The sequence below is a fragment of the Occultella aeris genome (assembly GCF_902703175.1).
GTDB classification, from domain to species: Bacteria; Actinomycetota; Actinomycetes; order Actinomycetales; family Beutenbergiaceae; genus Occultella; species Occultella aeris.
On sequence record NZ_CACRYJ010000059.1, the window covers coordinates 42,006 to 62,955 of the forward strand.

The window sequence follows — 20,950 nt, forward strand, 5'->3', positions numbered from 1 at the left end:
GACGCTCAGGTCGTGACGTGGAGGACGGCTGCGGACGCCCCCCAGGGCGGGGTGAATGGCTGGCGCCCGGCTGTGAGGTCGCCGATCGGCGCCGTGGCACCGGTGTAGGGATCAAGCCAGACGGCGCGCGCTCGACCCGAGCAGGTGCTCACCTCGAGCTCGAACGGCGCGCCGGACTGGCTGTACACGACGTACTCGACGCCATCGAGCGAGCGGGCGTACACGTCGTCGACCGCCGCCGTGACGAGATGTGCGGCGGGCGTGAACTCCCAGTACCGAACCTGGTCCCAGAAGTCTGCGAGCACGCGGATCGCGGCGTAGCCGGGCGGCTCGGGCTGCGGTACGAAGAGGCTCCACGCCGTGTTGCGGTAGTAGTAGTTGGGGTAGGCGCCGCCCATCACGACCTGCCAGTGACGACGGGTGACCTCCCGCCAGTCCTGATCGTGGTCCTCCGCGTCCGAGGGCAGGTCATCCAACCCGGACTCGTAAGCGAACTCGATGTTGATGTAGGGCTTGGCGAACCGCGTCGTTCGCTCGAGGGCATCGTCGTAGATGCCGAGGAGCACCTGGTCGGAGATGACGTCGGTGAGCGCGTCGAGCAGTTCCTTGTCCGGGTGCGTGTAGCGCCTGCCGGTCTCGCCCCAGTCGTGCCCGGCCGGTGGGTTCACATCGTGAGCGGTGAGCAGCCGCCGGTACCCGTCGTACCGACGAATGAGCCCGAGCCGTGTCCAGATGTAGTCCGCGCCCTGGTGGTACGACTCCTTCGCCGTGTCCCACATGACCGTGCTGAAGGCCTGGTACCGGGCGAGGACATAGCGCCAGAACCGGTCGTCGTCGGCGGACCCGAGCTCCGGCCAGTTCACGTCCTTGTTGTAGACGTGGATCATCAGGTGGGTGAGGACGCCGCGACGGTGCAGCTCGGCGACGACGCGGTCCATGTGGGCGAAGAACGCCGGGTCGAGCTGGGTGTAGTCGGGCGTCTCGTTGCCTCCGACCCACGGTGCGATCGACGGAACGACCCACCGCGAGTCACGCTCCAGCTCGACAGGCACGTGACGCCGGAACGACCGGGCATAGACGTTCGTGGTCACCATCGTGAAACCAGCGCCCTGGATCGAGTCGAGGAACTCCTGGACACGTCCCAGCGACTCGTCGTCCTGATCGATCATGAGCAGCCAGTCGACCTCGTAGCCGCGGACGAAATGCCGTGTCCCGTCCGCGTGCACGAAGTGACGCGGGTACTCCGGGTCGACGCCGAGCGGCCCGTGCTCAGCGTTCCGCGTGGGCGCTGTCACCTCGAACCGGAACGCTGCCCCGTCCGCGTCGAGCAACCCGCGGCGATCGGCCTCGATCCACCACGAGCCATCGCGAGGGAAGCTGATCCGCGCGACGTGCCCACGCGGCGGGTCCCAGAAGGTGGGGACGCTGATCATCGCAGCGTCCGGTCCGCGCAGAGTCACCCGGGCGTCGGCGTCGAAGGGATTGCCCTCTCCGGGCTCTCTCGTGACCACGAGATCGACGACGTCGTGGCGTCCCAGACGGGTGACGCCGCCGGAGTCGATCGTAGGCGGGACTGCGGTCATGGCACTGGTAGGTGTCGTCGTCATTGTCGGCTTTCCTTGTATGGGTCGGGCAAGCGGTCAGGTCGTCCGTGTGGCACCGTGCGTCATCGGCGGGCTGCCGAAGAGTGGAAAACTCTGGCGCAGAAAGGTGACGTTCTGTTCGCCGACCCGGCGCAGGTGAGCCGCGTGCCGGGTCCGCGCCTGCTCGGCATCACGCGCTGCCAGGGCATCGACGACGCCGCGGTGCTCCTGCGCCGAGAGAGCGGCGCCCTCGGGGTGCAAGTTGAGCGAGAGGAACCGGATTCGGTCGATCACGGTGCCGACGCGACCGAGCATCTCGGCTGTTGTCTCTCGCCCTGCATAGGTGTGCACGAGGGTGTGGAAACGCTCGTCAGCCTCAGCCCATGCGTACTGGTCAGCGGCCCGGGCGGCGTCTTCCATGTGGCTGACCGCATCCGCGATCTCCTCGATCTGCTCGTCGGTCGCGGTCGTCGCGACACGCGCCACAAGCAACGGCTCGAGGGCCTCGGAGATCTCGTACGCCTCTTCGACTGCCTCTACGGTCAGCGGTGGGATCCACGCGGCGCGGCCGTCGGTGAACTCGACGAGGCCCTCCGACTTGAGGCGGGCGAGCGCGGCCCGGATCGGTGTGCGGCTCACACCGAGCTCCTCGGCGAGCCGCACGCTGGTGAGCCGCTCGCCCTGTGCGTACCGACCACGGAGTATCGCCTCGCGCAATGCTCCGTAGGTCTGATCGGCCACTGAAGCCGCCTCGCGCGGCGTCACCGTACGGCTCCTGCCGCGATCGGCAGCAGGCGTGCCGCGGCAGCCACGGACGACCTTCGCCATGCGCGCTCGTTCTCGATGGTCGCATCGACGCTGTCGAGGCGCGGTGCCCACTGCTCCAGGACGACCGCGAGCGTGCCGTCGTCGACGTCCTGTACCGCAGACACGACGTGCTCGACGTCCGTGAGCCCGCTCCCGAGGGGCGCGCCCTCGATGTGCCCACCGACGCCGTCGACGTCCGGGACGAGACGGTAGTCCTTGAGGTGCACACACACGGCCAGCGGCGCCAACAGGTCGATGGTCTGAGTCGGCCACTCGCCGCACAGGATCGAGTTCGCGACGTCGAGCACCACGCCGACGGCTGGATTGTCCACGCCGCGAACGAGCGCCACGAGGTCCGGGCTGGTCATCGTGAAGTGGTTCTCGATTCCGAGTCGCACTCCGGCCGCCTCGAACGACGCCGCGGCATCGCGGATCGCACCGACCTCGGCGGACCCGGGGGCCGCATCCTCGACAACGAGACGAACCACGTCGGCGCCGAGGCGCTCCGCCGCGCCGAGGTAGTGCTGGAGTCGAGCGGGTGTTGCGCCAGTGAGCCCGATCTGCCAGCGCACGCCCTCGTCGTCCGCGAGTTCTCGCAGGCGCTCCAGCCGCTTGTCGTCTGCAGCGTCCAGCTCGGCGTTGTCGGCGACCTGGAGCACGGCGCAGCCGAGGGTCGCCGCCTCGCGGACCATCGCTTCCAGGCCCACCGGCGCGGGCGGGTGGAACGACGGCGTCCCGAGTGCCCACCGGAAGGCGTAGCTCCCGATCCCGATCTGCATCTCAGTCCACCAGCGCCGTGACGAGGGCGGCAGTCGCTTCGGCCGGCGAAGCGTTGTCGATGAGATCTTGGAGGCGGTCGCGACCAAGCTTGTCGACGAGCTTCTCGAGGGCCTCCATCGCGCGGATGGTCGCGGCGAAGGCCTCGACCGGGTCACCGTGCTTGGTGAAGACGTCGTACGCGAGCCACCCGTCCCAGCCGAAGCGGTCGAGGTAGAAGAGTGTCTCGACCATCTCCCACAGGTTGACGGCGCCGGGAACGATGTCCCAGTCCCAGCCACGGTTGTTGTCGTTGAAGTGGACGTAGAAGAGGCGGCCGGCGTCGTGCGCCATCGCGGCGCTCATCGCGGGTGTCTCGCCGGCGATGAGCGCGTGACCTACGTCCATCGTGACTCCGAGGTTCGCGCTGCCCACTCGGTCGCACAGGTGAAGGGTGGTGCCGACGTCGGGCACGGCGATCTTCGTGCGGGACTCGAAGGCCTTGTACTCGATGCTGACACGCACATCGTCACGGTGGTCCGTCGCTCGCTTGAAGGAGTCGATCAGCCAGCGCCACTGGTCCGCGTAGTCGACCTGGAAGCTGTAGTCCCAACCGTCCATGAGCGGGCAGACCGTGACCATCTCGGTGCCGAGGTCAGCCGCCAGGTCCATGGCGTTGGTGAGCCACTCGACCGCCTTGGCTCGCACCTCGGCGTCCGGGTTCGTGAAGGAACCGTTACGCCAGATCGGGTCGGACTTGATGTTGAGGTTGACCGCCGAGACTGCGAGCCCAGAGGCATCGACCAACGAGCGCGCGTACTCGCGGTCGCCCAGGTCGGCGGGATAGACGAGTTCCACCCCCTGCGCGCCCGGGATGCCGGCAGCCTGCTTCATTCGGGTCTCGAGCGGGACAGCCGGCTGGAACTCAGTGAACCGGTCGGAGTATCGGTCAAGGATGCCGACCATGATCGAGTGACGTAACTTCATTGTTTGGATACCTTTCTGGATCCACTTTGGGATGCAGGAAGCGTAGGCAGTGCCGCTGGCGCCTGTCAAGAGCCCTTCTCGCAGCAGCGCGTTCCCTGCGATTTCCACACCTGCCCCGCCGTGGGGCCGCCCGAGATACCCGACGCGACGTCAGCCTGCGTCACGATGCTCGCCGCCCAAGTGGCCACCCGAAACGGGCATCGATTGGCCCGACCGGGCGTAGGGCCCCCTATCATCAGCCGGATGGCCACGCTGAAGGAGATCGCACGCCGGGCTGGGGTCTCGGCCTCTGCGGTGTCCGCTGTGGTCAACGGGACCACACACACCCGGGTGAGCGCTCGGACGCGTGAACGTATCGAGGCGGTCATCGCCGAGGTCGGGTACGTGCCCAATGATGCGGCGCGGGCGTTACGTCGGCAGCAGGCGGGCACGATCGCGGTGGTCGTCGAGGGGCTGGAGAACCCTGTCTACAAGGAGTTGCTCCTCGGCATCTACGAGGCGGCCGAAGCACACGGCTGGGCCGTGGTACTCGGTGACACGGCCTGGATGCGCTCCGGCAGCCACTTCCTCGCGCGGTTGCTCGGCCAGGGATCGATCGACGCGATCCTGCTGCGCCATGAGGGCCTGATCGACGAGGAAGTGCTCGGACACCTGCGCGCACGGCCGACCCCCGTGATGCTGCTGGAACAGCAGTCCGACCTGCACTACCCCTGGGTCGCCGTCGATGATCTGATGGCCGGCCGAATGGCGACCGAGTTCCTTCTTCAGGCCGGTCACACCGACGTGCGATTCGTGGGCGGCTTCGACGAGAGCCGGACCTCGAACGCGCGGTACGAAGGCTACGTCACGGCGATGAAGCACGCCCGGCGTCGACCTCGAGTGGGCTGTTTCACCGGGTTCGGCGTGGAGGCGGGGACTCTCGGCTTCAGTGCGCTCCGATCCGGTGGCAAGCTGCCCACTGGGGTCGTCGTCAACAACGTGATGTCCGCCGCGGGTCTGCTGGCGGCGGCGGCGGACGACGGGGTGGACGTGCCGAGGCAACTCTCGGTGGTGGGCATCCACGACGCCGAGATCGCCGACATCGTCAGGCCGCGGCTGACGACGGTGCGACTGCCGATGCGGGCGCTGGGCATCCGTGCGGTCCAGCAGGTCTCGGCGCTGCTCGAGGGCGCGTCCACGACCCTCGGCGTCATCACGGAGGAGCGGCCCGAGCTCATCGTCCGCGCATCCACCGCGCCGCCCTCGCGCTGACCCGCCGAACCTCCGACCACGCCGGCGCGGAGCACATCGAAAGGCCTCGGGCCTTGACCCGCGGCGGCACCGTCGCTAGGTTGACGCAACGACACGTCATGGTTGACGGAGGGCTACGCCGCCCGTCGCAGACCGGAAGGATCACCGTTGACCTCCACCTACGGCCGAACGGACCGACGAAGTGCCAACTCAAGGACCGCGCCCCGTCGGCTCCCCTCGATGGTTGCTGGGGCACTCGCGCTGGCTCTCGTCGTGACGGGCCTACCGTCGGCGCCGGCCGCCGCGGACGAGATGTCGGATCTGGGCGGACTGCTCGACCTTGCCCGCCCGGAACTCGCACCGGTGGCGGCACGCCTCGCCGCCGGGGATGAGGCAGGGGCTGCCGATGAGCTCCAGGTGCACTTTGCGAACCGCACCGGCATCGAGCTTCCGGTCTCGGGGTCGGGAATCGGCGACGCAACTGCCGACGAACTCGCGGCGGGGATCTTCCGGTTCGGTGCCGAGACCCGGGACTTCTACAACGACGCGGAGCTGCGGATCGACGTCGACTGGCAGGACCTCTGGGGTGGGACGCAGGACTCCCCCGGTGGCGCGCAGGTCCTGATGAGCGATCTCTCGTTCATGGGGAAGCTGACCCGCGCCTACCAGAACGAGGACGACCCGCAGCTCCGGTCGACGTATGCGGCGGCCTGGATGGACATCTCACTGGACTTCTTCGCCGACAATCCGACCTGGGCGACGAACCGCAACCTCTCGGGCGCGAAGCGGCTCTCACAGCTCGTCGCGGCATTCGCGGTGTTCCGGGCGGAGCCGACCATCGAGGCGAGCGACCTCACCGCGTACCTCCTCGGTGTGCACGCGACCACGGATCATCTCGTGGACGCACTGCAGCGCCATGTCGGAAACAACTGGTACCTGTCGATGGCCCGCTCCATCTACCTGACGGCGATCTATCTTCCCGAGTTCTCGGCATCGTATTCGTGGGAGTGGTTCGCCGTACGCTCCGTCGAACGGTTCATGCGCGCCTACATCAAGGGCGACGGCGTATACCGGGAACCGGCATTCAACTATCAGGCGTACGTCGCGGACCTGCTCAACACCCTGCTCGAGGTCGCGAACGCCAACGGGCGAACGCTCCCGGATCCGATCCCGAGGTGGTCGGACTGGATCGCGGACTCCCTGTTCGCGACCCGGCAGCCGAATCTCGAGCCCGCCCTGATCGGTGACTCCCCGAACATCGACGCGGGTGTCGGCACGATCCGAAGGGCCGCCGAGCGCAACTCCTGGTCCGACTTCGCCTGGGTCGCCTCCGGTCGGACCGAGGGGACCGTCCCGACGCTGCCGTCCACGCTGTTCCCGATCAGCTTCGCGGTCCAGCGCTCCGGATGGGACGCCGACGCCCAGTACATGCTGATCAACAACCAGAACTCCAGCTACACCGCCTCACACCGGCATCCGGATGACCTCAGCCTGGTGATGGCGGCATACGGTCGTCCGCTGATCGTGGATCCAGGAGTCGGCGACTACAGCCCGACGCCGACGAACCAATGGATGCGATACACGACAGAGGCGCACAACACGGTCGAGGTCGACGGCGCCCCGCAAGCCCCCGGCGTCACCCGCAGGATGTCGCTGTGGCGCACGAACGAAGGCCTCGACATCTACCAGGGCCAGGCGTTCGGCTACCAGCCGGTCGTCCACGATCGGGTCGTCTACTTCGTCAAGCCCGGGTTCTGGGTGGTCTCCGACAGCCTGACCGGTGATACCGCCGCGCATGACTATCGGCAGCTCTGGCACTTCCCCGGCGACCCAGTCTCCGTCGACCCGAGCACGAACGTCGCCACGATCGGCTTCGACACCGTGCCGGGTGCCGAGCCCGTGTCCGGCGTGCAACTCGTGCCGGTGACGCCCGAGGGCGTCGAACTCGCCCCGACCGTTCACGACGACGGCGCCGTGCGCGTGGGTGAGGACGTGCTCACGGACGTCGACTTCCTCTCCTACGACTGGTCCACCAGCGGCGACACCGGGCTCGACACCGTCGTGGTCCCCGGTGCGGCCGGTCCGGCGCCCGCGACGACGGCGACCCGCATCGATCTGCCCGGCGTGACCCACTCGACGGCTACCGCCATGCAGATCGACCTACCGGACGCCGTCGGGCGCTTCTACCTCTCACGCGAGGACGTGCCCTCACAGCGAGTCTTCGGTGAGGCCGAGACCGACGCCAAGACGGCCTATCTCGAGCGCTCCCAGGACGGCGGGCTCACCCGGTACTCGCTGACCCGGGGGTCCGAACTGCTCGACGACGGTGAGCCGGTTCTCAGCGCCTCGGGGGTGGTCTCCGACGTGAGCGTGGACCTGCTCGGTGCCACCGCGGAGGTCTCGATCGGCGACCCGTTCACGGGCACGATCACGATCAACGCCCCGGACGCGAACGTGGTGATGGTCAACGGCAGCCCGGCCGCATTCTCTCGGGACGGCGACCAGGTCACCGTCACGACCGAGGAGACCTCAGCCCTGAACCCGGTCCTGACGGAGGAGTTCGCCGACGCCAGTCTCGACAGCACCACCTATGCCTTCGACGACTCCCTCGAGGGCTGGACGCCGGTCGAGGGCACCTGGGCGGCGCAGTCCGGCGCGCTGACACAGTCCTCAACTGCGGACATGCAGTCCTTCGCGGCCCAGCAGGACGTCCCGAATGACGCGATCATCACGGCCGAGATCACCCCAGGGACGAGTGGTCAGCGAACCACCCGGACCGGTGTCACCTTCCGCTACCACGACGCCAGCAACTACTACCGGGCCAACGTCCTCACCTCATCGGCCGGCGTGACCCTCCAGCTCGTCAAGGTCTACAACGGGACATCCACAACGCTCGCGGAGTCCGACCTGCCGCTCGGTTCCGCAGACCCGTACACGATGACCGTGTCCGCCATCGGACGCCACCTGGTCGCCACCGTAGGCGACACGACGATCTCCGCGACCGATTCCCAGCTTCCGACAGGCGGCGCCGCCGCCTACACCCACCGGCGGGCCGCCACCTTCGACAACATCACGATCAGCGAAGGGCTCGATCAAGCCAACTGGCAGGGACTCGCGGGCGAGGTGTCCGTGAGCTCCGGCCAGTTGAACCTCACTCCCGTCGATGGCTGGGCGCACGTGCTGGCCGCCTCGACGCTGCCCCCGCGCTTCTCACTGCAATGCGACTACGCCGCGACGGCGACCGTCACGATCAATGGCGTCGGAAACGCGGGCATCTCGCTGAGAGACACGTCCGATACCTACGGGTACCGGATCCACATTGGCAGAACGAGCACTGGATCCCGGTACCTCGGCATCATTCGCGAGGCGCAGAGGTCCGGTCCGGTCACCCTCGCCTCAGTACCCATCAGCGATCCCTTGACCGGGCCCGTCGAACTGGGGGCAACGATCCAGGGTGATCACATCGTCGCGACCCTGAACGGTGTCGAGGTCGCGGAAGCTCGGGACACCGTGGTCCGCAGCGGCGGGGTCGGGTTGCACGCCTCCACGGCGAGCAGTTTCGAGAACGTCACCGTCGAGCAGTCCTGCGACTCAGCCGTCTCCGATGCCGTGCCGGCGCCGCCGGCCTGGGATGCCGGGACCCGCTACGCGCAGGGCGACCTGGTCGCCCACGGCGACAGCACGTGGGTGACGTCCTGGTGGACTCAGAACCAGGAGCCGGGCGACGCGTACGGCCCATGGCAGGAGGTTGCCACGGCGGACGACCGCACCGCGCTCTGGACGCCGACGAGGATCTTCATCGCCGGGGATGTGGTGGAGCACCAAGGGCACCGCTACGAGGCGACGTGGTGGACGCGGAACGAGGTGCCGGGGACAGCGCACGGGCCGTGGCGTCTGCTGGAGTGACACGAATGCCGCTGGCCACCGCGGCCTGAGACCGCGCTGCGGCGCCGCGGAATTGTGGGGCAGTCCCGAAGTGACTGCAGCTGACGGCGTACTGGACCGCCAAGGTGAACGCGGTGGTTTCGTCACCACTCGGCACGTATTGCGAACTCGCGTGGGCGGCGGATCGCAGGTCATCCACCGTCGTGTGGAGCAGGCCGACCTCGGGCTTGCTGCGTCCCAAGGTCCGCCGCGATCTTGTGCTGACTCCACCCCGCACGGGCGGCCCCGACCGACTCAATACGGTCGTTTCGGCGCGTGATGAAGTCGACGCTGCGGCGCCGGAACTCCAGATAAGTCGCGAGGTCCGTCGGTACAGACGGTGGCAGGAAGTCGTCGAACGGCATGAAGAATGTCACGTCGGCGCAGTCGTCTGTGACGAGGTCCTGCAGCAGGAAGAAGTCCACGTACCCTCGGAAATCTTCGAACAACGCGAAGAAGTCGTCGTAGCGGTGCAGTGTCTCGGCGAGCGGGCTCGGCTCGGTGCGGTAGTGCCGGCGGATGCACTCCAGGGTCAGATCCATCCGGTCGGCGATCTTGCGGTTAAACCCGCGGGCACCATTGATCGTCTGCTTCCCATCGACCCTGTTCCCGGGAAAGAGCATCATGGCGCCGATGGTGTAACCGATCGTCCGGAAGTACTCGTTCTGCTCCTCGGGGAGTTGCGTCGTGATGTGCTTCAGCGCGATCCATCTCGTGAACGTCTGCATGACCGAATCGCTCGAGAGGAAGAACTCGCCGAGGCTGGAGCGGTGATGGAGGTAGACGTGCGGCGTCGTCTCGACCAGGTCGAACACGGCTCCGCTCGGCAGTGGCTTGCTCCACAGCATTCGGTGGTACCGACGCAGCGTCGGACTGTGACTGTCGGGATCCTTGCCACCCGCATCGGTCCTGAAGTCGAAAGTGGTGTCGATCGCCGCCGCCGTCATGAAGCCATCCTTCCCCACGTCCGCAAGAACGCAACGGCTCCGTCGCACGACCCACGTGTCGAACGACTTCCCGTCGCCTTGGCCGGTACGGCGCCACCCACACCGGTCACGGGAGGTCCACCGCCGACCTGCCCCTCACGGGAGCAGGCACTCCCCACACTCGCACAGCCCGTTCAGATCCCCGGCGCGTGAGTTCGGCTCCACCATCGCGCGTGGCGTAGGTGCGACCGGCCAGTGTGCCGCTGCCGTAGACGGCGCTCCAGGTCGCCTGCACCGGGGTCTCGTGATCCGCAGCGGGGTCATGGTCGGGCCGTACTAGGTGGTCACGGTGAACCGATCGGGGCGGGAAAGCCCGGTAAAGGCCGTAGCGTCGAAGGTAGCGTGGGGCCGCAGGCTCGTCGGTCCACCGTTGATGCGAAGAGTGCCAGTTCTGCCACTACCCAGGAGCCGACGTTGAACAATGAAGTTGAACTGATCAGCGACGGCGATGGCGTGGCGATCCTCGGCGACCCGGCGGTCATCGACCGGTTCCTCTCCTCCCAAGGGCTGGCGTCACGGGAACTCGGACTGCACCGACTCGGACCTAGACTCAGCGCCGGCTCGGGCGCCCTGCACGCAGGATCTGAGTTCGCAGCCAACTCGGGGCGCTGGGTGAAGTTGACCGAGGACTCCGCCAGGGCACTCAAAGCCGGCCAACTCATGAAGGGCTCGACCTTCGGCGTCGGCCGTGCTGTCCTCGTAGAAAACGGACAGACGACCAAGATCCTCGAGATCGTGAAGGGTGCGACCTTGCTCAACCCGGCAAGTCTGGCGAGCGCCGGCGCTCTCATGTCGCAACTCGCCATGCAGCAGACCATGGACAACATTGCCGACTACCTCGCCGCGATCGACGAGAAGGTCGAGGACTTACTACGTGCACAGAAGGACGCAGTGCTCGCCGATATGATCGGAGTGGACCTCGTGATCGATGAGGCCATGGTCATCCGGGACCAGGTGGGCAAGGTCTCCGAGGTCACGTGGTCGAAGGTGCAGTCCACCTCGGTGACGATCGCGCGTACACAGGCATATGCGTTGCGTCAGCTCGATGCGATCGCGGAGAAGCTTGAGCGAAAGACGAAACTCGGGGATCTCGCGAAGGCGACCAGAGAAGCCGAGGCCAAGGTTCAGGAGTGGCTGACGATTCTGGCTCGTTGCTTCCAACTGCAAGAGGCGATCGGCGTACTGGAGCTCGACCGTGTGCTGGACGGATCCCCCGAGGACCTGGACCAGCACCGCATCGCACTCAAGGCAGCACGGCGCAAGCGCCTGGACGTGATCTCGCGCAGCACCGAGCGCCTGATCTCACGCATGAATACCGCGGCCGGTGCCGCCAACAAGAAGGTCCTGTTGCAGCCAGTGCCCGCCAGAGCCGTGGTGCACTCAAGCAACCACGTCTGCGTCGCGGTCGTTGACTTCCACGATCGGCTCGGGATCCTTGGCGACCAGGAGTCGGTCGAAGCCAAGCGATGGGTGGACGCAGCCGCCGACGTGAGAGACAACGTGCTCGGGACCGGGGCCGACGGCGTCGATGCCGCGAAGCGCCTCGGCCACGGCACGCTCGACCGAGCCAAGACGATGACCGGTCGGCTCTCCAGCGAGATCTCAGAGCGGACGCGACGTCGACAGGGGGACGACGAGGAGCGCAAAACCGAGTCGCCCTGACGCGCAGCAGTCACCCTTCCATCAGCGCATCGCAACGGTGTGTCAACCGGCGGTGAGTTTCTGGGCCACATTATGATTCAGGATCACGCGCCGCATCCGCGTGCATCGCCAGCGATCAGTGCAGACTCTCTCGCCGATGCGGATGTTGAACGTGCCCGAGAACCGGCGCTCGGACAATGGGACCGGTACATCGTCCCCGAACGCGTTTGTCGTCGACGACCACCGCCCCGAGGGCTCCAAACCATCGATTGCCGCGTTGCGCGTCTGCAAGCCACGAGAGTGAGGGAATGCCAGGCAGGTCACCACACGCTCGCCATCCTCTGCGAGTCATTGTGTCGGGGCTAGCCTGCCATGGACATCCACTATGGAGTCGTCTCAGGAGAAGATCTGAGTCGTCGTCCAACTCCGAAATTCACTGCTCGAGTACATCGCGCTTGTCGTCGGAATGAGTGCGGATCCACGCCAGCGCCCTATCCCGGGATACCCGGTCATCGAGTGTCTCGATCCAGTCGATGACCTCCCAGTTGGTGAGGCCTGCGTCGCCGAGGAGTCTGTGCATCAAGTCGTCCTGGACCCGTCCCCGGTGAGTCTTGCGAAGGACGATGCGCCGGAGGATCGCGGCGCGTTCGGCGTCGAGTGCCTCCGCACGATCCAGGACCGAGTCGCGAGCGTCAGCTTCGAAAAGTGCCTTCTCAAGGAGCCCTTCGATGAGCCCGAGTGGTGTCGCGAAATGGGTCGCCGCGAGGAGCATCTGCCCGTGACCCTCGACGGTTGCCGAGCTCAGTGCAATCGTGGTGAACAAGGGATTGACGACCTCGGGCGGCAGAGTTGGGCCCCGGAGAAGCGTGGTTCTGGTGTCCGCCGTTTGGACCGCCTCAAGGAGGATGTCTGGTGGGCAGTCCTCGCGTGCCACGACCTCAGCTCGAATGTCGTGGTGCGGATGCTGCTTGAAGACTCGTCGCAGTACGTCCAGATCGGCGGAGGTCTGCGCCACGATCTTGCTCGCGTGTCGAAATGGTGATTCGTCGGCACCCACCGCGAAGAGTGAACGTTCGGACTCCTCTATGTAGTCACGGAGGTAGCGGCGCGTCTCGCCGTCGTCGAGCCCTCGTAGGACGGTCGCCGTTGCCTCCTCGAGCGTCATCCGCAGACTGTCCTCGTCCCTGCCGCGCCGACCACGGTGGCGCAGCACGTTGAACAGGACTTCGCGTACTCGATCATCCGCCCAATCCTCGGGTACGACACGGTCGAACGAGAGTCGCCCGTCGTCGAAGTAGTAGTTGCCCGTCTCTCGGACGTTGAGCCCGATCCCACCAGTCGCGAGCCGTTCTGCGACCATCGTGGTCTGGTCGGCTCGGCGCACCAACCTCGATCCATAGGGGTCACGGGCGAACCCGAGCGCCCTGTAGGTGTGCGACCAGCGGGGTTCGGGCTCGGAGGACCGGACCAGGACTTCGTCGAGGCCGAGTTCCTGGATGGCGGCCTTGAGGTCGTCGTCGCGGATCTCGTCTGGGTGCAGGAGGTAGGCGCCGCTGCCTGTACCCAGTTCGGTGAGGTGGTGTCTGCGGGCGTGCCACGGGCACAGGTTCGCCCAACCTTGCCCGTCCCCTGCCCGGACCCGCATGTCGAAACGTGCCGCCATCTGGCACATCTGAACGTCGCATGTCGGCATCTCGGGCGTGATGGCCACGGTGAATGGTGCCGGTGAGTAGAGCAGATCCTCCTCGTCAGAGCTTCCCCATTGACGCACGATCGCGTCGAGAACGTGGTCGGCAGGCGGAACGACGGAGCGGCCCGACTCGTCGAAAGCAGGCAGCGTCGCAGTGACAGGAAGGGCACCGTCGACGAAGGCATCGAAGTTCAGCGGTGCCAACAGTGGCCACGGCGGTAGGAAGTCGCTCGTGGAACTCTCCTCCTGGGGTGCTTCGTGCGCGGTCTGGCTGGCGTCCACTTGAGGAACCTCGAACGAGTCGGCGGGGTCCGTGCCGTCGCTGGCGGCCGGTCGTGGGCTCGGTGCCGCCGTCGGACGCGGTACGGGAGTCGGCTTCCGCGGCTTGCGCTCTCGTCGGCTCCAGGCCTGGGCGACCAGATCGAAGGCCTCGTCGGATGCGCTGATCTCAGCCGTCAGGCGGCCGGGGTCGCTGACCCGTGCCGAGGTAGTCCATGACGGCACGCCGGCTCTGAGGTCGGCGACCGATGTGACCCGGAACCTGCGACCGTGCTGGGCACCTCCTCGTTCCACATAGCCCCGCCGCTCGAGGGCCGCGACGATCGGCGCCCGGATCGGAGCCCGCTTGCCCTTGCGTGCCACCGGCCCGCCATCCAGAAGGAGCACAAGATTGCAGAGCGCGAACGCCTGCTCGAACGAGAGCCGATCACCGATCGAGGCCACGATCTTGGCGGTCTCGTAGACATCGGAAGTCTTCACAGGGGTCGGTTCATGGGCCACGCCATGGAACCTATCCGAGGGGTCCGACGCACGCGGGCCCTTTCACCAAGCGGCAGTCGAATCGTGCTCGTGGGCCTGCCGACGGCGCAGTCCAGCGCTCAGGACAGGAGCCGAGCCCCGATCACCGGGCAGTGCCGCCATCTCGGGATCGAACTGCCTGCGGCGTCCCAGGGAGGTCCATCGATCGGCGAAGCTCCCGCGTCGGTACGTGAGAACACCGGAGGCGGTGTCATGCCTGCGCCGGAGTCATGGGTTCTGCCATGCTGCGTGCCATGGGAGCGACGGAGGTGCCCGGACGGCGATCGGACATCAGCGAGATCGTGCGCACGGCCGACTGGGCCCCGGATGATCTGAGTCTCAAGGGACTTCTGGGGGATTCCGGGCCCTGGCTCCGCTACCTTCCGTTTGCATGGCGTGCGTGTGCCGAGCCGGCGCTCTCCGAACCGATTCCGCGAAGTCCAACGAGCAGCGGTCCCTTCCAGGACGAGCGCCTTGGCGCGGCCGCGGCGTTCTGGGCACCTCTGCTGCACCTGCTCCACTTCGGGCTGGGCTGGCACCGGGCGGACCTCGGTCTCGAGCGATGGCACGAGATGGGACGCCCCACCGACGATCCGATCCTGCGCGTCGTCGACCGCTGGTGGGGCCCGGAGATCCCTGACCTGCTCGCCCTGCACGCGCGAGATGGCCTCCTCTCCGCGTCCGCGGCCAAAGTCCGGGACCCCGGGCTGCCACCGCTCGACCGAACACGCGAGATCGGCCCGCAGTGGGCCCGACGTGCCCGCGAGCCCGAGTGGCAGCGACGATGGGGCGGAGGGGATCCGTTGCATCTGGCCAGCCACCTCATCCCGAGCGGTGGCCGAGACGGGCCGGGGGTACTGTTCGGACCCCAATCCGAAGGCACCGGGTCGAACCAGCGGAGACAATACGTCCTCGTGTGCGAGACGTATGTCGGCTGGCACTGGGACCTGCACCAAATCAGGGATCGCGTCGACGAGAACGGGCACTCCCATCGTGTCGACGTCTACTGCCGACCGATCGGCTGGCTCGGCCAGTACCGGCACTCCTCGACCACCGGTCTCTGGTACCGGGGCCGCCACCACTGGCACCTCCTCGGCAACTGAAGGCATGGCGACTGGGTCCGCAATCCGCGTTCGGCCAGCGCCAGCACGGTGATCGGGCCTTCAGAGGGCTGCCGTGCGGAGTCCTCACAACCAGGCAGCACAGCATCCGCGCGGGTCAGGGGCAATTCCGATGGGAAGACGGGCCTCACTGGTCCGCGCCGCACCGGCATCAAACAGGCGCGTAGGAGGGTTGCACACGCGTACAACTCAGGAGTTGCGGAACGGAGGAGCGGGCCTCTGCAATGTCCTGCTGCCAGTACGAGCGCGCGCCACGGTCGATCCGCGACTTGCCCGTCGTCCGGGCCAGTGCTCAAGGCGAGTCGTCGTAGGCAGTATGTTTGCCGCAGTCGTCGCGTCCTACTCGTTACGTCGAGCCGCCGCCATTTGGGGCGTCAGGACTGTTGACGCCGCGTCCGACGGGTGTAGTCCCAGAGAGCATGGTCAAGCCGGCGAGTCTCGACTCCCAGCTGGCTCGCAGAGTCGGTCAGAAGCCGCTCCGCCTCCACAGGGGTGGTTGTTCGTCCGAGCGTTCGCACCGTCCAGCCGATGATCATCCGGTCCGCCTTGATGCCGGGCATCCCGGCGTTCATCAGGAAGTATCGCCAAGTGAGCCCGCTACCCTGTCCAGGCAGACCCTGCCAACCCCGCTTCAGATGTTCGTGCGCTACCGAGTCCCGAAGCCCTTCCTCAAGTTGTTCACGGGTGTTCACCGACGCTGTGTCCAACAGCTTCGCCGCTTGATAGATCACCTCCGCCTTGTATGGCGCTGTCTTGCTGCTCCACGCACGCCAGTGATTCTCCAGAGCGTTCGCGAAGCCCTCGGGACCACCGCATTCGTCGATCTCGGCCAGGAGGTCTTTGGGTCCGTCCAAGGCGGGGTCAAATCCTGCATCCCGCCGACGTCGCCGGTAGCGGTCGAGCACGCGTACCACGCGCTCGGAGCGGTTGCCCGTGCTGTAGATCGAGTTCATGACACACAAAGCCAGACCGTTCAAGAGGACAGGCGAGGGCCACGAAGCTTCTGGGCCGAGGTCGACCTTGATTCCCTCGACGACTTGAGCGAGTTCGGCTTCGGAGTCTTCGCGGGATCGTGTCATGGGCCGATCCTGGCACGCCGAGCGGACGATCGTGGATGATCCTTGAGGCACGTGCGCAAAGGTAAGCACTTCGGGATAGCCGCCGGGCCAAGTCCGTTCCTCACGATCAGGACTGTGCCTCACGGCTCGGAATCGCCGAGTGTCGGCTTGCCTCCGTCTCATGCGACCTAGCGGCCACGTGCAGACACCTCACGGAATACCACGCAGTCACGCCCCATTCAGGGGACCACCTTGCCCGCGTAGTCATCCGTTGCGTCCAGGCCCGGCTCGCGCCAGGAACGAGACGATGTTGTCGTGCTGTTCGGGCCGCAGATCCTGGTTCGAGGGTCCAAGGCGTGCCAGGCAGGCGGCGGCAGACCAGCGTGCACATCTACATTGGCGAGTAGTTGCGTGCCATCAAAGATGCCGAGGAGGCGCGGAGCTCAACCTCCCGATCGTGGTGCCCACGAACATCGCGATGGCGACGGCGATCACGGTGGCCTGCAGGGACAGCCCGGCCCCGTGCACGGTGCGGGCGTACAGGTCCCGGCCGGTCACGTCGGTGCCGAACCGGTGCGCCGCGCCGGGCGAGGTGAACTTCTCCGCGGGCACGCCGGTGATCGGGTCGACGCTGGTGAACCAGGTCGGCACCAGCGCCCACCCGATCACCACGAGGATGACCAGGACGGACAGGATCAGTCCGGGGCGCAGGAACGCCGTAACGGCGCCAGACCCGGCCCGACGGCGAAGCCTGGGTTCCCGAGTACCGCTGCGGCCGCCGGGGACGCGCGTTGGTTCGGCGCCTGCAGCGCCGGAGGCGCCGAGGTCCTTCTTCCGCCGCGGAGACGGTGACGATGTCGCACGCGCCCACCCGCCGTCGGGTAGTGATCCTCGGATCACACAGCCTCCACCACCACCGCACCGGCGAGGGAGCTGCCCACGATCAGCCCGACGATGGTCAGCGACGGGATGGCCGCGTTGCGCAGCACGTGCACCAGATGGGTGCGCAGCCGGCTGACGCCCTTGGCGCGGGCCGCCTCCCCGAACGGTTGCCGCGAGACTGCGCCGAGCGAGTTCGCGAGCACCTGCGCCCCAACGGCCCCCGCCGGCACACCGAGGGTGATTGCCGGCAGCACAAGCGAGGCGACGCCGTCGTTCCCGAGCGCCGGGAACCAGCCCAACCCGAACGAGAACACCTGCAGCAACATCAGACCGACCCAGAACCCCGGCAGCGAGATCGCCAGCGGCGGCGGCGGCAGCAATGCCTCGCGCAGCCACCGGGCCCGCATGAACGTGGCGGTCAGGGCCAGCGTCATGCCGAGGGTGATCGCGAGCAGCAGGCTCGCCCCGGCGAGTTTCAGGGTCTCCGGCAGCGCGCCGCCGAGGGAGTTCAGGACCGGCTCACCGGTGCGGATCGAGGTGCCGAAGTCCCCCTGCACGGCCGCGACCAGCCGGGTGAAGTACTGCTCGATGAGCGGCTTGTCGAAGCCCAGTTCCGCGCGCAGCGCCGCCTCCGCCTCGGGGTCGACGTAGGTGGCCTGGCCGCCCGGGTTCAGCATGATCGCGACCGGGTCCCCGGGCAGCATGTACAAGATCACGAAGCTGACCGTGAACGCCGCCCAGAGCACCACCGCCGCCTGCCCGAGGCGGCGCACCAGGTAGAAGCCCATCAGTCGGGTATCGGTGCGGCCCAGTCCACCTCGACCACGTCGATCCACTTGGCGTTGGCGGTACGGCGGGTGATCCGCCAGCCGGCGTCGGTACGGAGCATCTCGTCGGAGTACCAGCCGCCGCCCTGGACGCGGCGGGCCTTGCCCTCGGTCTCGGTGCGCGCGTGCGTGGTCATGGTGTACTCCGAGCGGGCCGTGGCGCGGTCGCCGTCCACCTCGATCGCCGTGTTGTGCAGCAGGTGCTGGCCCACCGGGATCCGGGTCGCGTCACCCTGGGTGAGGATGGCGCACCGTTCGGCCGGCTGTGCTCGGGCATCCCGACGGCGCTGAAGTCCAGTACCTCGGCCGGGGTGAAGATGCGGTCCCACTCCGGCCAGATGCGCTAGTCCAGGCCGTAAGAGTACCGGGTGATGGTGTCGGTGATCTCGATACGGTCGGAGATCTCCTGCAGGGAAGCGTCATCTCAGTTCTCCAGCCACGGGTCGTAGAACCCGAGGCGGGTGGACGCTTCGAGGGTGATGCACTGCACGTCGGAACTGAACGCGAACACCTGGAACTGCTCCACCAGACGGACGTCATAGCCCGAGTCGATGATGGTCTGCTGGGCCTGCCCGGCGAGTTCGTTGCAGGCGTCAATGTCCAGGGTCAGCGACATCTCGGCGAGCACGTCATCGAGGGGATTCGCCTTCAGCCGGGGCTTGTTCGTGTACTCGGTGGAGATTTCCGCCCAGTGTGGGTTGCGGGAGCTCAAGCCGAGCCGGCCGTCGAACTTGTGGACTATTTCTTGCCTCGCCGCTTGGACCGGGACAGGCGCCTTGGCTGGACACGCTGTCGCCGACGGCCCGATCCGGCATCGGTCGCCTCTGGTGTGTCCGCCGAAGTCGTCGACTGCACGAGCCTCCAGGCGGACCTATTGCCGCCCTTCCCAGGCACACGTTCGATGACGCCCGTGTCCCGGAGGTCGTAGAAGACCTCCTTCATCGTGTTCTCGGAGTTGATGCCGGTCAGCTCGCGCGCGATGGCGTTCGTGACCTCGTCGTGGCTAGCCAGGTACTGCAGCACGATCTCCTGGGGTCGCGCGAGAGGCGTGTGCTCGATCGTGACAACGAAGTAGTTGTCTTCTTGAGCGAACCGCGGAGGCTTGAGCTTCGCGTGAGCCATACTCCGCATGGTCGTCTTCAGACCCTCGCCTATATCCTTGTTCGGCGGGTCCGGGTACTTATTGATGAGTCGGTTGATGGTCGGGTTGCGAGAGAAGCGGTCAGTCAGCAGATTATCCAGCGTCATGTGCCCAGGCAGGCGACCGGGGCTCTTAACCTCAACACGGTTGTCGAACACCCTGATGACGATGTCATCGGAGATATTATAATCCCTGTGGATCACCGCGTTAACGATGACCTCCTTCAATGCCTCTGGTGGGTAGGAAAGTTGCTCGAATTCGCCGGTGGGCTTCAGCACTGACACGGCCTCGATGAGCCGCTGAACCTCGGCGATGGTCTGCTCGATCAGTCTGTAGGCCGGGGCTTCGATCGTGACCGGAACTCCACTCAAGTGCTTACGGTCAGGCTTCTCCACCTTCGTCTCATAGCGAGCCACCTTCACGGCGCATCGCTTCGTCGCAACCGCTGACGGCGACTCCGCAAAGAGGATCGCTCCCGACAGGCGGGCCTTGCCGGTCTCCACGTTGGCGAGGCGCTGCTTTCGCACGAAGTCCGCAGGCGCCGTCTTGGGGCTCAGCGTGCCGAGAAAGTTGGCAAGTTCGTCTTCCTGAGCCAGTTCGTCAGCCGTGTAGTCGCCAAGTTCCTGATTCTCGTATGTCTCGGCCCCCTTCGACAGCGCCAAGTTCACGCGCTCGGCAGCGTCGATCTTCGCGTTCGATGCGTTACGCCGCACGTACACCGTGCCGTCGGAGATTTCGTGGACCACCGGGCTCTTGCGGATCGAGAGTAGGCAGGCGAATCCTGCTGACTCATGACCATTCACCTGTAGCCACTCTGCCAGGTACGGCACGGACGGTGAGACGTCGGAGCTCAGCGACTGCATGATGTGGTTGCCGTCCTCGACAGACGCGAACCCCTTCCAACGGTCGAGCGCGGAGCCCGTCTTGACGTCTTCCACACCAACGAGGAACTCGCCGCCGTCGGCATTGGCGAGCGCACACCCGATCTTCTGGATGACTTTGCCGCTGCTCATGGAACTCTTGAAGTCCCAGAAGTGCGACTCACCACGGGCGAGTAGGTCAAGGGCCTCATCAGCCGTGAGGGTACGCGTCTCCATGTGCCAGACCCTACGTCGACCTTCCGACAAACGACCCGGAACCACGCAGGACCTTCGGGTCTGCCGCACGAACTGGACACGTGACCTCAGCAACGTCGGCGCGATGTGGTGGAGGCAACGTACCCGCCCCTTGCCAGAATGCAATGCAACCCGAAGTGCGTCACTCCGCCGGGCATGTGTCGTAGGAGGCCCTCCGCCGACTGGTGCCCTGCGCAAACGCGGCTACATCGAAACGGACGTGTGAGCCTGCGCCTCAGGTCAGGCTCCGAGCGACAACCCGGTCGCCTTACCACTGATCCCTGACTGCCGATCAGGACTACCGGCACCGAGTTGGGCGCCAACCCGGACCAGAGCGGACGATCCCACCGATAGCATCCAAGAGCGTGCGCGGGGCCGCCACGCTCGGGGTGAAGAAGGAGTAC

At 66.6% G+C, this 20,950-nt stretch carries 16 protein-coding genes; 4 read left to right on the forward strand and 12 right to left on the reverse strand.

What is annotated here, in order from left to right; all coding sequences use genetic code 11:
* Window positions 1-5: 5 nt before the first annotated feature.
* The 4 genes from HALOF300_RS20290 to HALOF300_RS20305 are packed head-to-tail and all read right to left on the reverse strand — an operon-like array spanning window position 6 to window position 4,133.
* Complete coding sequence (locus tag HALOF300_RS20290; RefSeq protein ID WP_156742720.1) at window positions 6-1,607, reverse strand: apiosidase-like domain-containing protein; 1,602 nt, start codon at window positions 1,605-1,607, stop codon at window positions 6-8.
* A gap of 33 nt (window positions 1,608-1,640) precedes the next feature.
* Entirely contained in the window at window positions 1,641-2,411 is a 771-nt protein-coding gene (locus HALOF300_RS20295) for a GntR family transcriptional regulator (RefSeq protein ID WP_197522709.1), read from the reverse strand.
* Window positions 2,345-3,169: a sugar phosphate isomerase/epimerase family protein gene (locus HALOF300_RS20300; RefSeq protein WP_156742722.1), complete on the reverse strand. Its 825-nt coding sequence runs from the start codon at window positions 3,167-3,169 to the stop codon at window positions 2,345-2,347. Before HALOF300_RS20300 ends, HALOF300_RS20295 begins: the two co-directional genes overlap by 67 nt.
* Window position 3,170: 1 nt before the next feature.
* On the reverse strand, window positions 3,171-4,133 hold the full coding sequence (locus HALOF300_RS20305) for a sugar phosphate isomerase/epimerase family protein (RefSeq protein WP_156742723.1): 963 nt from the start codon (window positions 4,131-4,133) through the stop codon (window positions 3,171-3,173).
* A gap of 243 nt (window positions 4,134-4,376) precedes the next feature.
* On the opposite strand from HALOF300_RS20305, the gene HALOF300_RS20310 reads away from it, so the two are divergent.
* Window positions 4,377-5,384, forward strand: coding sequence for a LacI family DNA-binding transcriptional regulator (locus tag HALOF300_RS20310; protein ID WP_197522710.1), 1,008 nt, complete (start codon window positions 4,377-4,379; stop codon window positions 5,382-5,384).
* 219 nt (window positions 5,385-5,603) lie between these two features.
* Window positions 5,604-9,269, forward strand: a complete 3,666-nt coding sequence (locus HALOF300_RS20315) for a heparinase II/III domain-containing protein (RefSeq protein ID WP_156742725.1) — start codon at window positions 5,604-5,606, stop codon at window positions 9,267-9,269.
* 170 nt (window positions 9,270-9,439) lie between these two features.
* Here HALOF300_RS20315 and HALOF300_RS20320 read toward each other — a convergent pair whose 3' ends face one another.
* Entirely contained in the window at window positions 9,440-10,234 is a 795-nt protein-coding gene (locus tag HALOF300_RS20320) for a DUF6994 family protein (RefSeq protein WP_197522711.1), read from the reverse strand.
* Between the two features lie 381 nt (window positions 10,235-10,615).
* On the opposite strand from HALOF300_RS20320, the gene HALOF300_RS20325 reads away from it, so the two are divergent.
* The gene (locus HALOF300_RS20325; RefSeq protein WP_231955653.1) at window positions 10,616-11,935 is read left to right on the forward strand and encodes a hypothetical protein; all 1,320 of its coding nucleotides are present in this window, start codon (window positions 10,616-10,618) and stop codon (window positions 11,933-11,935) included.
* Window positions 11,936-12,347: 412 nt separating this feature from the next.
* Here HALOF300_RS20325 and HALOF300_RS20330 read toward each other — a convergent pair whose 3' ends face one another.
* Complete coding sequence (locus HALOF300_RS20330) at window positions 12,348-14,363, reverse strand: hypothetical protein (RefSeq protein WP_156742727.1); 2,016 nt, start codon at window positions 14,361-14,363, stop codon at window positions 12,348-12,350.
* Window positions 14,364-14,656: 293 nt separating this feature from the next.
* Here HALOF300_RS20330 and HALOF300_RS20335 point away from each other — a divergent pair, with 293 nt between their 5' ends.
* Window positions 14,657-15,505, forward strand: coding sequence for a hypothetical protein (locus tag HALOF300_RS20335; protein ID WP_156742728.1), 849 nt, complete (start codon window positions 14,657-14,659; stop codon window positions 15,503-15,505).
* A gap of 392 nt (window positions 15,506-15,897) precedes the next feature.
* Here the strand turns inward: HALOF300_RS20335 and HALOF300_RS20340 are convergent, their stop codons facing one another.
* The 6 genes from HALOF300_RS20340 to HALOF300_RS20365 all read right to left on the reverse strand — a co-directional run bounded on the left by HALOF300_RS20340 (window position 15,898) and on the right by HALOF300_RS20365 (window position 20,528).
* A complete protein-coding gene (locus tag HALOF300_RS20340; protein ID WP_156742729.1) occupies window positions 15,898-16,602 on the reverse strand; it encodes a hypothetical protein in 705 nt (234 codons plus the stop codon).
* A gap of 396 nt (window positions 16,603-16,998) precedes the next feature.
* Window positions 16,999-17,481: a hypothetical protein gene (locus HALOF300_RS20345; RefSeq protein ID WP_156742730.1), complete on the reverse strand. Its 483-nt coding sequence runs from the start codon at window positions 17,479-17,481 to the stop codon at window positions 16,999-17,001.
* On the reverse strand, window positions 17,478-18,251 hold the full coding sequence (locus HALOF300_RS20350; protein WP_156742731.1) for an ABC transporter permease: 774 nt from the start codon (window positions 18,249-18,251) through the stop codon (window positions 17,478-17,480). Before HALOF300_RS20350 ends, HALOF300_RS20345 begins: the two co-directional genes overlap by 4 nt.
* A complete protein-coding gene (locus HALOF300_RS20355; RefSeq protein WP_197522712.1) occupies window positions 18,251-18,502 on the reverse strand; it encodes a nuclear transport factor 2 family protein in 252 nt (83 codons plus the stop codon). The genes HALOF300_RS20350 and HALOF300_RS20355 overlap by 1 nt, the downstream gene beginning before the upstream one ends.
* Before the next feature lie 212 nt (window positions 18,503-18,714).
* Entirely contained in the window at window positions 18,715-19,002 is a 288-nt protein-coding gene (locus HALOF300_RS20360; protein ID WP_156742733.1) for a hypothetical protein, read from the reverse strand.
* Window positions 19,003-19,028: 26 nt separating this feature from the next.
* Window positions 19,029-20,528: an ATP-binding protein gene (locus HALOF300_RS20365; protein WP_156742734.1), complete on the reverse strand. Its 1,500-nt coding sequence runs from the start codon at window positions 20,526-20,528 to the stop codon at window positions 19,029-19,031.
* Between the last annotated feature and the right edge of the window lie 422 nt (window positions 20,529-20,950).

What these genes read in the sequence shown, in the direction of transcription:
- HALOF300_RS20290 (WP_156742720.1), bottom strand. Translation starts at nt 1,607, where the DNA reads ATGACGACGACACCTACCAGTGCCATGACCGCAGTCCCGCCTACGATC.
- HALOF300_RS20295 (WP_197522709.1), bottom strand. Translation starts at nt 2,411, where the DNA reads ATGGCGAAGGTCGTCCGTGGCTGCCGCGGCACGCCTGCTGCCGATCGC.
- HALOF300_RS20300 (WP_156742722.1), bottom strand. Translation starts at nt 3,169, where the DNA reads ATGCAGATCGGGATCGGGAGCTACGCCTTCCGGTGGGCACTCGGGACG.
- HALOF300_RS20305 (WP_156742723.1), bottom strand. Translation starts at nt 4,133, where the DNA reads ATGAAGTTACGTCACTCGATCATGGTCGGCATCCTTGACCGATACTCC.
- HALOF300_RS20310 (WP_197522710.1), top strand. Translation starts at nt 4,377, where the DNA reads ATGGCCACGCTGAAGGAGATCGCACGCCGGGCTGGGGTCTCGGCCTCT.
- HALOF300_RS20315 (WP_156742725.1), top strand. Translation starts at nt 5,604, where the DNA reads ATGGTTGCTGGGGCACTCGCGCTGGCTCTCGTCGTGACGGGCCTACCG.
- HALOF300_RS20320 (WP_197522711.1), bottom strand. Translation starts at nt 10,234, where the DNA reads ATGACGGCGGCGGCGATCGACACCACTTTCGACTTCAGGACCGATGCG.
- HALOF300_RS20335 (WP_156742728.1), top strand. Translation starts at nt 14,657, where the DNA reads ATGGGAGCGACGGAGGTGCCCGGACGGCGATCGGACATCAGCGAGATC.
- HALOF300_RS20340 (WP_156742729.1), bottom strand. Translation starts at nt 16,602, where the DNA reads ATGACACGATCCCGCGAAGACTCCGAAGCCGAACTCGCTCAAGTCGTC.
- HALOF300_RS20350 (WP_156742731.1), bottom strand. Translation starts at nt 18,251, where the DNA reads ATGGGCTTCTACCTGGTGCGCCGCCTCGGGCAGGCGGCGGTGGTGCTC.
- HALOF300_RS20365 (WP_156742734.1), bottom strand. Translation starts at nt 20,528, where the DNA reads ATGGAGACGCGTACCCTCACGGCTGATGAGGCCCTTGACCTACTCGCC.